12 protein-coding genes and 1 tRNA gene are annotated in these 12,191 nt (G+C 65.2%); 8 read left to right on the top strand and 5 right to left on the bottom strand.

The window, feature by feature from the left end; translation table 11 throughout:
• Window positions 1-341 precede the first annotated feature (341 nt).
• From BMG00_RS02865 to pdxH, 4 genes are all read right to left on the bottom strand, one after another.
• Window positions 342-418: transfer RNA gene (locus BMG00_RS02865), tRNA-Pro, on the bottom strand.
• A 40-nt stretch (window positions 419-458) separates the two neighbouring features.
• Window positions 459-956, bottom strand: a complete 498-nt coding sequence (locus tag BMG00_RS02870; protein ID WP_078573331.1) for a DUF192 domain-containing protein — start codon at window positions 954-956, stop codon at window positions 459-461.
• Window positions 926-1,462, bottom strand: coding sequence for a cold-shock protein (locus tag BMG00_RS02875; protein ID WP_078529002.1), 537 nt, complete (start codon window positions 1,460-1,462; stop codon window positions 926-928). The genes BMG00_RS02870 and BMG00_RS02875 overlap by 31 nt, the downstream gene beginning before the upstream one ends.
• A 135-nt stretch (window positions 1,463-1,597) precedes the next feature.
• A complete protein-coding gene (gene pdxH / locus BMG00_RS02880; protein ID WP_078573332.1) occupies window positions 1,598-2,221 on the bottom strand; it encodes a pyridoxamine 5'-phosphate oxidase in 624 nt (207 codons plus the stop codon).
• Between the two features lie 140 nt (window positions 2,222-2,361).
• On the opposite strand from pdxH, the gene fabI reads away from it, so the two are divergent.
• The 7 genes from fabI (at window position 2,362) to trpE (ending at window position 9,618) form a co-directional block, all read left to right on the top strand.
• Entirely contained in the window at window positions 2,362-3,183 is an 822-nt protein-coding gene (gene fabI / locus BMG00_RS02885) for an enoyl-ACP reductase FabI (RefSeq protein ID WP_078528468.1), read from the top strand.
• An 8-nt stretch (window positions 3,184-3,191) separates the two neighbouring features.
• Entirely contained in the window at window positions 3,192-3,809 is a 618-nt protein-coding gene (locus tag BMG00_RS02890) for a LysE family translocator (protein WP_078528471.1), read from the top strand.
• Between the two features lie 10 nt (window positions 3,810-3,819).
• A complete protein-coding gene (gpt, locus tag BMG00_RS02895; protein ID WP_078528474.1) occupies window positions 3,820-4,326 on the top strand; it encodes a xanthine phosphoribosyltransferase in 507 nt (168 codons plus the stop codon).
• A 4-nt stretch (window positions 4,327-4,330) separates the two neighbouring features.
• Complete coding sequence (locus BMG00_RS02900) at window positions 4,331-4,837, top strand: DUF2127 domain-containing protein (protein ID WP_158521671.1); 507 nt, start codon at window positions 4,331-4,333, stop codon at window positions 4,835-4,837.
• A gap of 169 nt (window positions 4,838-5,006) precedes the next feature.
• Window positions 5,007-6,188: an aminotransferase gene (locus BMG00_RS02905; RefSeq protein ID WP_078573334.1), complete on the top strand. Its 1,182-nt coding sequence runs from the start codon at window positions 5,007-5,009 to the stop codon at window positions 6,186-6,188.
• Window positions 6,189-6,253: 65 nt separating this feature from the next.
• The gene (locus BMG00_RS02910; protein WP_078573335.1) at window positions 6,254-8,095 is read left to right on the top strand and encodes a SurA N-terminal domain-containing protein; all 1,842 of its coding nucleotides are present in this window, start codon (window positions 6,254-6,256) and stop codon (window positions 8,093-8,095) included.
• A gap of 11 nt (window positions 8,096-8,106) precedes the next feature.
• Window positions 8,107-9,618: an anthranilate synthase component I gene (trpE, locus tag BMG00_RS02915; RefSeq protein WP_078528486.1), complete on the top strand. Its 1,512-nt coding sequence runs from the start codon at window positions 8,107-8,109 to the stop codon at window positions 9,616-9,618.
• A 108-nt stretch (window positions 9,619-9,726) separates the two neighbouring features.
• Here the strand turns inward: trpE and BMG00_RS02920 are convergent, their stop codons facing one another.
• Window positions 9,727-11,433 carry a divergent polysaccharide deacetylase family protein gene (locus tag BMG00_RS02920; protein ID WP_078573336.1) on the bottom strand — a complete coding sequence of 569 codons (1,707 nt, stop codon included), beginning with the start codon at window positions 11,431-11,433 and terminating at the stop codon, window positions 9,727-9,729.
• Between the two features lie 164 nt (window positions 11,434-11,597).
• Here BMG00_RS02920 and BMG00_RS02925 point away from each other — a divergent pair, with 164 nt between their 5' ends.
• A complete protein-coding gene (locus tag BMG00_RS02925; RefSeq protein ID WP_078573337.1) occupies window positions 11,598-12,191 on the top strand; it encodes an anthranilate synthase component II in 594 nt (197 codons plus the stop codon).

Below are 12,191 nucleotides of genomic sequence, written 5' to 3' on the forward strand. Positions count from 1 at the left end.
ACAACCTGCCGTAGCTCACGCAGACCGTCAACGAAACTTTAATGACGGAAACCCGCATTTTTCAGTTGACCATCCTCTCTCGGGGCAGGCTGCTCGATTCATCCACATTTCGTGAACGGCCGGGCGCCGCGACGCAGCACGAAAAAACGCCAGATTTCATTAGGACTTACCGCAACCATAGCGCGTAATTGGAGCAAATGATCCACAAACCACAATATCTTGTGGATTCTTCCCGCGCTCTCTGCCGAAAATTTGGGCAAATCCCTCCGCAGTGGCCTTGGGGCCACAATTCAGCGCGCCTACAAGATGTAGTGGCACCTGCCGTCACGATTTGGTGGGGATGGTCGGGGCGGCGAGATTCGAACTCACGACCTTCTGTACCCAAAACAGACGCGCTACCAGGCTGCGCTACGCCCCGACGCCCCCTCCTTACAAAGAGGTCCGGCGCAAGGAAAGGGTCATTTGCACGGGAAAGCCGCGAGACCGGGCTCGATCGCGGGATGTGCTAGCTCCGCTCCCGGGCCAAGACCGAGTTTCGCGGACAACCCTGCATTGATCTCGAGTACGAAGCGCACCGGACCACCGGAGGGAATCGGGGTGTCGTCATTGGGGCGCGCATTGGCTGCGACAGTGACCACCCGACCGGCCGCGTCGATGAAAAGCATGTCGAGCGGCAACGGCGTGTCATGCATCCAGAACGCGACCTCGCGCGGGGCCGGATAGATGAAGAGCATCCCCGCTCCGCTCGCCATCGAGGTCCGGCCCATCAGACCCTGAGCGCGCTCGCCCGCATCATCCGCGATCTCGACCGTGAACTCGACCCGCGTGTTCCCTTGGCGCAGAATCGCGAGATCTTCGCGGCATTGCACCGCCTCACCGTCCTGCGCGAAGACAGGGGCCGCCAAGAGCAGAGAGGCAAAGGCGATCAGCGCCCGGATTTCAGACCGGCGTCCCATGCAAGAACCTGTGCGGCCATACGGCCCCTCTTGCCCTCGATCACGCGCAGGCAAACCGCCTCGCCGGGGCTGAGATCGGCAAAGCCCGACCGGCGCAGCACCTCCATGTGAATGAAGACATCCTCGTCGCGCTCGAAGACATTAGCGAAACCGAAGCCCTTGGTCTTCTCGAACCATTTCACCCGTGCCGGTTCCAGAGGCAGAGCGGCGATCTCGTCATGCGTGTTGTCGCCCAGATCCTCGATCGGGGCGAGAGCCTCACCTTCGGGGGGCGCGATCTCAAGCACTTCGACCGCCTGCGCCCCGCGCGGCGTCACCTGGACGCGCACCCGGATCTGGGCGTGATCCGCAATCGACCCCTGGCCAAAGTTTCGAAGCACATTCGCATGGAGAAGAATGTCGGGGCCACCCCGATCATCCACGATGAATCCGAACCCTTTCACCGGGTCGAACCATTTCACGGTGCCTGTGATCTCTTCCGGATCGGTCACCGTCTCCCCCAGCATCTTCCATCCCGTTTGCATTTTCGGGCTTTCCTGTTCGCGTCCTGCCACATCCCCGGCGAGAATGCGGATCCGGGCGAACTGTTCAAGAGAAATCCTCGTAAATCAAGACCCTCTGCAATTCACGAAGCGTGAAATTCACGGGTTTAGACGCGAAATTTCCCATTCATCGGCAAGGGTTTGCCGCCGCCAGCGAAACCGATCGTGCAGCCGGAAAGCGCCATCGGCCCAAAATTCGATCTCCAAAGGCTTGATTCTGAACCCTCCCCAGAAGGGGGGGCGTTTGGGGTTCGGACCCTGGCTTGCGGTGACCTTTGCGACCTCCGCCATCAGCGCCGTACGCGAGGAGAGAGGCTCACTTTGTCGCGAGGCCCAGGCTCCGAGCCGCGATTTGAGCGAGCGCGACGCGTAATAATCATCGGCCTGCGGCCCCTCCTCGCGCTCGACCAGCCCGCGCACACGAATCTGACGGCGCAGCGACTTCCAGTGCATTACGAAAGCCGCCTTGCCCGCCTGCTCGATCTCGCGCCCCTTGGCCGAACCGTAATTCGTATAGAAGACGAAAGCGCCACCCGAAGGCATGTCGCGCCCCTCGATTTCCTTGAGCAGCACCATGCGCACATTGGGCAAACCATCGGCGTCGACCGTTGCGACGGCGATCGCGTTCGGATCGTTGATCTCGCTCGCCTCCGCCTCGTTCAGCCAGCGCTGCGCAATCGCATAAGGGTCATCGCCTGCAAAAATCCCGCCCCGGTCGCTCATCACTCACCTCCAGCTTCCTGCGCGCCCTGCCCTTCTCGTCGGTGCCACGATGCTTGACGAAGGGTCAGCGGCCTTGATGCGTCTTCACCTTTCGCCTAAAGCATTCGAACTTACCAGAGCGAAGCGGGGGAAAACCTGACATGTCGAACAACCTTATGGCGGGCAAGCGCGGGCTGATCATGGGCCTCGCCAATGACAAATCCATCGCCTGGGGCATCGCAAAAGCCCTCGCGGATGCGGGTGCCGAGCTGGCCTTCTCGTATCAAGGCGACGCACTCAAGAAGCGCGTGGCGCCACTGGCCGAGCAACTCGGCTCCGATATCCTTGTCGATTGCGACGTGGCCGACGAGGCCTCGGTCGATGCTCTGTTCGACACGCTGAAGGCGAAGTGGGGCAAGCTCGATTTCGTCGTTCATGCGATCGGCTTCTCGGACAAGAACGAACTGCGCGGGCGCTATGTCGACACCTCGCGCAACAACTTCACCATGACGATGGACATCTCGGTCTATTCCTTCACGGCCGTCTGCGCGCGCGCCGCGGCAATGATGACCGAGGGCGGCTCGCTGCTGACGCTGACCTACTACGGCGCCGAGCAGGTAATGCCGCATTACAACGTGATGGGCGTGGCGAAAGCGGCGCTGGAAGCGTCGGTGAAATATATCGCCGAGGATCTGGGCAAGGACGGCATCCGCTGCAACGCGATCTCGGCAGGCCCGATCAAGACGCTGGCGGCGAGCGGAATCGGCGATTTCCGCTACATCATGAAATGGAACGAGCTGAACTCGCCGCTGCGGCGTAACGTGACCCAGGAAGAGGTCGGCAAGGCCGCGCTCTATCTGCTCTCGGATCTGGGTTCGGGCACCACGGGCGAGACGCTGCACGTCGATGCGGGCTACCATGTCGTCGGCATGAAGGCGGTGGACGCGCCCGATATCGACGTGGTCACCGGCCGCAAGGACTGAGGCGCGCAATGAGCCTCGCGGCCCTCACGGCAATCTATTTCGTGCACCTGGCGGCCGCGATGTCGCCGGGGCCGGCGGTGTTGCTGGCCGCACGCACCAGCCTGCGCGAGGGCTTCGGCCGCGGCGTCTGGCTGGCGGTGGGGATCGGTCTGGGCGCGGTGATCTGGGCGGCGGCGGCGCTGTTCGGGCTCGCGCTGGTCTTCAAGGTCGCCCCGGCATTGCTGACCGCCCTGAAGATCGCGGGCGCGGCCTATCTGCTGTGGCTGGCCTACAAGATGTGGCGCCATGCGGGCGATCCGATGGATCAGCACATGCCCGACCTGCCCCGGACCCGCTCGGCGCCGCGGCTGGTCTGGCTCGGTATCTCGACCCAGCTCGCCAATCCCAAACCGGCCGTGTTCTTCGGCACCATCTTCCTGACTTTCATCCCGCCCTCGGCGCCCGGCTGGGCCTATGCGGCGATCCTCGGGATCGTGATGTTCAACGATACCGGCTGGAACGTGCTGGTGGCGCGGATCTTCTCGCTCGAAAAGACGCGCGCGGCCTATCTCAACCTGAAATCCGTGATCGAGCGCGTCTTCGGCGGGTTGCTCGCCCTGCTCGGTCTCAAACTCGCCCTGACCTGAGGAAAATACCATGTCCGACCGTCTGCCCCACGAAAAAGGCTTCCATGTCAGCTGGGATCAGCTTCACCGCGATGCGCGCGCGCTCGCCTGGCGGCTCGACGGAAAAGGGCCCGACGAGGGCAACTGGCGCGCGGTGGTGGGCATCACCCGCGGCGGTCTCGTCCCGGCCGCGATCGTCGCGCGCGAGCTCGACATCCGCAAGGTCGACACGATCTCGGTGAAAAGCTACAGCCACCAGGAACAGCGCGAGGCGAAGGTCATCAAGCCGACCCAGCCCGACATCATGGAAAATGGCGGCGAGGGCGTGCTGATCGTCGACGATCTCGTCGATACCGGCAACACGCTGAAACTGGTGCGCGAGCTTTTCCCCAAGGCGCAATTCGCCACCGTCTACGCCAAGCCCAAAGGCGCGCCGCTGGTCGACACCTATATCACCGAGGTCAGCCAGGACACCTGGATCTTCTTCCCCTGGGACATGGCGCTGCAATATGTCCAGCCCTATCGGGGAACGGAATAACCCCGTGCGACTGGGAGCGCCCGGCACACGGCTCGGGCAATTCCTTCACTGGTTGTTCGAGGCGACCCTGATCCTGAAGGGCTTCTTCGAACTCGCCGAAACGCTTTCGGGTCTCGCGCTGCTGGGCCTGCCGAAAAACGCGGTGCTCGATGCGGCGGTCTGGTTCACGCGACACGAGCTGAGTGAAGACCCCAAGGACCAGATCGCCAATGCGCTGCTGAACGCGGCCCATCACTTCTCGATCGAGACCCAGAGTTTCTACGGCTTCTATTTCACCAGCCATGGCGCGCTCAAACTGATCGTGGTGATCTTGCTGATGCGCGGGCTGATCTGGGCCTACCCGATGGCGATCGTGCTGATGTCGGCTTTCGTGGCCTATCAGATGTATCTGTGGAGCCTGCATCACGCCCCTTCGATGCTGCTGCTCACGCTACTCGATCTGGTCGTGATCGCGCTGACCTTGCGTGAATGGCATGTCCGGCACGGCTTGGCCTGGCGGTCCCCGCGCTAGGGGGCGCCGCCCACTCGGGCTTGCGCCCTCACCCCCGAGATATTTTCATCAAGAAGAAGAACGAAGCTGCGCGCTTCTTCTTGATCCAAATATCTCCGCCGGAGGCTCCCGCCCCTTGCCAAGGACGCGGCGCTCTGGTGATCTCGCGCGGTCAGCCAAGAGGACGTCCATGCCCCATCCGCTCAATCCCGCACTCGCCGCCACCTTCCCGCCCCCGGTGATGGAGGCGCGGCGCTGGCTGGACGGCGTCACGTTCACGCCCGAGCGCCCGCTGATCAATGTTTCTCAGGCGGCTCCGGTCGATCCGCCGCCCGAGGCGCTGCGTCAGGCGATTGCGGAGGCTGCGCTGAGCGATCCACAGGCGCATCTTTACGGCCCCGTTCTGGGCATGCCAGCGCTGCGCGCCGAGCTCGCCGCGCAATGGTCGGCGGCCTATGGCGGCGAGATCGCAGCGTCCGAGGTCGCGATCACCCAGGGCTGCAACCAGGCGTTTTGTGCGGCGATGGCCACTCTGGCGGGCGCCGGCGACGAGGTGATCCTTCCGACACCATGGTATTTCAATCACAAGATGTGGCTCGACATGGCGGGGGTCAAAACGGTGCCGCTCGTCCCCGGCGCTGCGCTCCTGCCCGACCCCGACGAGGCGGCGGCCAAGATCACGCCGCGCACCCGCGCGATCGTTCTGGTCTCGCCCAACAACCCGGGCGGGGCGGAATACCCCGCCGAGCTGATCCGCGCCTTTGCCGAGCTGGCCCGAAGCCGTCGCATCGCGCTGATCGTGGACGAGACCTATCGCGATTTCGACAGCCGCTCCGGTGCGCCGCATGATCTCTTCGCCGATCCAGACTGGGCGGAGTATTTCATCCATCTCTATTCCTTCTCGAAGGCTTACCGGCTGACGGGGCACCGCGTGGGCGCGATCGTGGCGGGCACGGACCGGCTGGCGGAGATCGAGAAATTCCTCGACACGGTGGCGATCTGCCCCTCGCAGTTGGGCCAGATCGCGGCGCTCTGGGGGATGCGCAATCTCCGCCAGTGGGTCGCGGGCGAGCGCGCCGAGATCCTTGCGCGCCGCGCCGCGATGGAGGCTGCCTTCGCCGATCTCGAGGGTTGGGAGTTGCTGGGCTGCGGCGCCTATTTCGCCTATGTCACCCATCCTGATCCGCGCCCGGCGCCCGAATTCGCGCAAGCCCTCGTGCGCGATGCGGGCGTGCTGATGCTACCCGGAACGATGTTCATGCCCGAAGGCGCCGAAGCAGCCGCGCGACAGATGCGGATCGCTTTTGCCAATGTCGATGCGGACGGGATCGCGGCGCTGCGCGCACGGCTTGCAGGGCTTGCGCGCACCTGACCTTGCAGGCCTTTGGTCAAAGCCCTAAACAGCCTCGAAAGAGAAACGCCCGAGGAGGACCCCCGATGAAGCTGCGCAGCCACGGCAAGAGTGTCGTCGTCTGGATCTTGCTGGCCATGCTGATCCTCGGTCTCGGAGGCTTCGGGTTGCAGAGCTTCTCCGGCTCGATCAAGTCGGTGGGCTCGGTGGGCGAGACGCAGATCTCGGTCAATGATTATGCCCGGGCGCTGCGTCAGGAGATGCAGAGCCGCAGCCAGCAGACCGGCCAGCCGGTGACGATGGCGCAGATGCGCGCGTCGGGTCTCGACCAGCAGGTGCTGGGCACGCTGATCGGTCAGGCCGCCTTGGGCGAGGCCGCGCGCCGGCTGGGGGTCTCGGTGGGCGATGCCGAACTGCAAAAGCAGATCTTCGACATTCAGGCCTTCCACAACGCTTCGGGCAATTTCGACCGCGAGACCTACAAGTTCGCGCTGCGTCAGCAGGGTTTCACGGAAAACGAGTTCGAAGCGCAGCTGCGTGACGACCTCGCGCGCTCGATCGTGCAGGGCGCGGTCGCAGGGGGTGTCGAGGCGCCGCAGGCCGTCACAGACGCCTATACGAAATTCGTCAGCGAGAAGCGCGGCTTCACCTGGGCCGAGATCACCGAGAGCGATCTGACCACGCCGGTGGCCCAGCCGACCGATGACGAGCTGCAAAGCTATTACGACGACCATATCACGCAGTTCACCGCGCCCGAGACCCGCGAGATCACCTATGCCTGGCTGACCCCGGAGATGCTCCAGAGCAAGGTGGCGATCGACGATGCGACGCTGAAAGCCGAATACGAGCGCCGGATCGACGAGTTCAAGCAGCCCGAGAAACGCCTGGTCGAGCGACTGGTCTATCCGAGCATGGAAGAGGCGCAGGCCGCGAAGGCGAAATACGACGCGGGCACGAGCTTTGCCGATCTCGCCAAGGAGCGCGGCCTGACGCTGGAAGATGCGGATCTGGGCGATGTGACCAAGGCTGAGCTGGGCAAGGCCGGAGACGCGGTCTTCGCGCTGAACGAACCCGGGATTGCAGGCCCGATCGAGACCGATCTGGGACCGGCGCTTTACAAGATGAACGCGGTGATCGCGGCGCAGGAGACCTCTTTCGAGGATGCGCGCGAGGAGCTCGCCGGAGAGGCCGAGGCCGACAAGGCGCGCCGCGAGATCGGCAAGATGAGCGAAGATCTTCAGGACCGTCTGGCCGGGGGCGCGACGCTCGAGGAGATGGGCAAGGAAACCGACATGGAGCTCGGCACCATTGCCTATACCGCCGGCGACACTGACGGGATCGCGGGTTACGAAGAGTTCCGCAAGGCTGCCGAGGCCGCTACGACCGAGGATTACCCCGATCTCCAGACGCTCCCGGATGGCGGCGTCTTCGCGATGCGTCTCGACAAGATCGTGCCGCCCACGCCCAAACCCTTCGACAGCGTGAAGGACGATGTGGCGAAGGCCTGGCATGCCGATCAGCTGGTCACCGCCGAGGAAACCCGCGCCAAGGAGATCGTCGCAGAGGTCGAGGGGGGCAAGTCGCTCGGCGCGACGGGGCTTCTGACCACCACGGTTGCAAGCATCGGTCGTGGCGGGTTCAGCAACAAGCTTCCGCCCGCGGTGATCTCGAAGGTCTTCGAGACCGATCCGGGCAAGCCCGCGCAGGTCACCGCCAATGGCAAGGTCTATGTGATCGTCACCGACAAGGTGATCCCCGCGGATATGACCGATGCCGATACCACGCTGATCTCCGGTCAGATCGGCAGCCAGCTCTCGCGCTCGCTCGCCAATGACCTGCTCAATTTCTACGCGACCGCCGTGGAGGCCGAAGCGGGGCTCAGCCTCGACAGTCAGGCCGTGACCGCTGTGCAGTCGCAGATGCAGTAAGGAGGCCCAAGGTGGTCGCTCTCTCCCCCTCCTTCGAGGAGTTCGAGGCCCGCTGGGCCAAGGGTGAAAACCAGCTCGTCTATGCCCGGCTGGCGGCCGATCTCGACACGCCCGTCTCGCTGATGCTCAAGCTCGCCGAGGCACAGCCGAATTCCTTCATGCTGGAATCGGTCACCGGCGGCGAAGTGCGCGGGCGCTACTCGATCATCGGGATGAAGCCCGATGTGATCTGGGAATGCCGGGGCGAGTGCGCGCGGATCAACCGCTCTGCGCGGTTTGACGAGACCTGGGAAGATCTGCCCGGCCACCCGTTCGAAAGCCTGCGGGCGCTGATCGCGGAAAGCCGCATCGAGATGCCCGAAGGGCTGCCCGCTGCGGCGGCTGGCCTTTTCGGCTATCTCGGCTATGACACGATCCGGCTGGTCGAGAAGCTGCCGAACGTGAATCCCGACCCGATCGGCGTGCCGGATGCGGTTCTGCTGCGCCCTTCGGTGGTGGCGGTGCTCGACGGGGTGAAGGGCGACGTGATCCTCTGCGCGCCCGCCTTCCAGTCCTCGGGCCTGTCGGCACGCGCGGCCTATGCGCAGGCCGCCGAGCGGGTGTCCGACGCGCTGCGCGATCTCGACCGCACGCCGGTCGAAAGCCGCGATCTGGGTGAGAGCCTTCAGGTCGGCGAGATGCGCTCGAACTTCACCAAGGAGGGCTACAAGGCCGCCGTGGAGAAGGCCAAGGAATATATCCGCGCGGGCGACATCTTCCAGGTCGTCCCGGCGCAGCGCTGGTCGGCGGCATTCCCGCTGCCGCCCTTCGCGCTTTACCGCAGCCTGCGCCGCACCAACCCCTCCCCCTTCATGTTCTTCCTGAACTTCGGGGGCTTCCAGATCGTCGGCGCGAGCCCCGAGATCCTCGTGCGCGTGCGCGAGGGCGAGGTGACGATCCGTCCGATCGCGGGCACCCGGCCGCGCGGGGCGACGCCCGCCGAGGACAAGGCGCTGGAAGAAGATCTCATGGCCGACAAGAAAGAGTTGGCCGAGCATCTGATGCTGCTCGATCTGGGCCGCAACGATGTCGGGCGCGTGTCCAAGATCGGTTCGGTCCACCCGACCGAGAAGTTCATCATCGAGCGCTACAGCCACGTCATGCATATCGTCTCGAACGTGGTGGGCCAGCTGTCCGACGATCAGGACGCGCTCTCGGCGCTGCTGGCGGGCCTGCCTGCGGGCACCGTGTCGGGCGCACCGAAGGTCCGCGCGATGGAGATCATCGACGAGCTGGAGCCGGAGAAACGCGGCATCTATGGCGGCGGCGTGGGCTATTTCGCGGCCAATGGCGAGATGGACATGTGCATCGCGCTGCGCACGGCCGTGGTGAAGGATCAGACGCTCTATATCCAGGCGGGCGGCGGCGTTGTCTATGACAGTGACCCCGAGGCCGAATGGATGGAGACGGTCAACAAGTCCAAGGCGCTGCGCAAGGCGGCCGAGGATGCTGGCCTCTTCGTGAAGTCGCGCGGCAACGGCTGAGACCGACAGGGCAGGCCGGAACGAAAAATGGCCCGGAGCGCCGCGCTTCGGGCCGTTTTCTTGGGGTCATCGACCCTGCGAGGGCCTGTGCGTCTCGCTGCGACGCGCTCACTCGCTCGCGTCGGCCTGCCCTGCGACGCTTTTCAGCACCACCGCCGAAACCGGGGCCAGCGCGAACTTGCCCTGCTCGCCCGCATACCAGTCGTCGATCCCTTGCAGCGATTCCGGCCAGGCCGAGAGAACCACCACGACCTGCCCGTCGCGATCCGCCTCGAACCCCGCGCGCGAGAGCATCCGCGCAATCACCGGCGCCTTCTCGCGACCGCCATCGACCACCCGCCACGCCTGTGCATTCGGCAGCCCCGCCGATTGGGCGATCTGGTTGGCACTGTCGAAACCGATTTTCAGCGTCACGAGCCCCAGCCCGTCACGATCGAGCGCGGAGACCATCTGGCGCGCCAGCATCCGGTTGTTCTGAAACTCGGGTTGCGGGCGCTCGACCAGCGCGACGGCTTCGGGCAGCGCTTGTTTCCAGGCCTCGAGCGCGACCTCGAGATCCTCGGGGCCCGCGCCCTGCGGCAACGGGCCGGCAAGCATCGCCACCTCGTAGCCCGCCTTGCGGAAGATCTCGGCATCGCTGGCTGCGTTCTCTCGCGTCGGGTCGATCGCGATGGTCATCGGAAGGCCGGTCGCAGCGATCGTCTGCGCATCGAGTCCCCCTGCCCCCACGCCCGGATCGATCAGCACGATCGAGTAGAGCGGCTTGCCGGGCTCTTCGGTGAAGGGCGCGGCGTAGCGCTCAAGAGGGGTGAGGCTCGCGGGATCGGGCTGATCCGTCTCGGCCTCGGAAATTTGCGTCCCGTCGGGCGCCGAACCGCCGACCTGCGGCAGCCGGTCAACCACGACGCCGGGCGCGCTCTTGAAGCCCGCGATCTGCTTGCCGGGAAGGCTGGGCGTGTCGTCGAGCGTCAGGATGCGCGGCTTGGTGCGCGGGGCGTCCGGTGCGGAAGGCGGTTCGCTCGCCATCTCCGGCGGTGCTTCGTCGGACGGTGCCATGTCGGGCATCAAAGCCGGCGCGTCGGGCAGCGCAGGCATCGGCGCGGGCGCCCCGGCCAGTTGCGTGCCATCATCCGCAGCGGAGGGCGGCATCTGGGGGACAGGCTGGGGCATCCGTCCGCGCCCGTTCTGGCCAGCCCCGCTGACAGTGGCCAGAGGCACTTCGCCATCAACCGCCCCGCTCGCGACCTCCGCGCCGATATCGGCATCGGCCAGAGGCTCGGGCGGGATTCCCTGCGCGCCGCTCGGCGCGGGGGAAGCCGCGACGATTTCCCCGGTGACGTCAGGTGCGGAAGCAGGTGCGAGCGCGGGGGCCTCAACCTCGCCGGGTGGCGGCACCGGGACGGGCTGTTCGGGGGCGACCGGCTCTGCCAGCGCCACTTTCGCGTCTTCCGGCGCGGGCGGGGCCTCGGGCATCTCGGGCGCGGCCTCGGGGCGCGCGGCAGGTTCGGTCCCGCCGATCTGCGGCGGAGGCGCAAGACTGGGTTGGCTGAGGGGCGCACGCGGCGAGGCGGTGGGGGCGCTGAGCGGCGCGCCAGCCGGGCTCGGCATCGCAGGTGTGCGGTCGCTCGGAGCAGGCGCCTGCTCATTTTCCTTGGGCGGAATCTCCGCGCCGGAGGTCTCAGGTGCGGAGGACGCCGCGATCTTCACGTCCTGCCCGGGCTCTTGCGGCACGGGGAAGATCAGTGACAACAGGCCCAAACCGAACACCGCGACCAGCCCACCCGTTACGATCCCCTTGATCACAGAACGCATCATCTGCCTGTCTCCACACTGCGCGCCGCTTTTGGATTGCGGCTTTTTACCGGGTGACTGCCCTTGACCCCGGCCCTTCGCTGATAGCATCTATAGCCCGACCCGAGCCCCGGTTCACCCCCATTCTGGCGGGGTTATCCCGGGGGACACAAGCGAAAGGCCCGGCCATGCTGCTGCTCATCGATAATTATGACAGCTTTACCTATAACTTGGTGCATTATTTTGGCGAGCTGGGCGCCGATGTGAAGGTTTGGCGTAACGATGCGCTCAATGTGCAGGAAGCGATGGGGATGGGTGCCGAGGCGATCGTGCTCTCGCCCGGGCCTTGCGATCCCGATCAGGCGGGCATCTGCCTGCCGCTGACGCTGGCGGCCGCCGAGGCGAAACTGCCGCTCTTCGGCGTATGTCTGGGCCATCAGACCATCGGTCAGGCATTTGGCGGCAAGGTCGTTCGCGCTTCCGAGATCGTGCATGGCAAGATGGGCGAGATCCACCACGAGGGCAAAGGTGTCTTCGCCGGCCTGCCCTCGCCCTTGAGCGCCACGCGCTACCACTCGCTGGTGGTCGAGCGCGAGAGCCTGCCCGATTGCCTCGAGATCACCGCCGAGCTGGCGGACGGCACGATCATGGGGCTGCGTCACCGCGAGCTGCCGATCGAAGGCGTGCAGTTCCACCCCGAATCCATCGCCTCCGAGCACGGCCACGCCATGCTCAAGACCTTTCTGACAGAGGCAGGCGTGAGCCTGAAGGTGCCCGCATGA

Origin of the sequence: Thioclava marina (assembly GCF_002020135.1) — a bacterium.
GTDB classification, from domain to species: Bacteria; Pseudomonadota; Alphaproteobacteria; order Rhodobacterales; family Rhodobacteraceae; genus Thioclava; species Thioclava marina.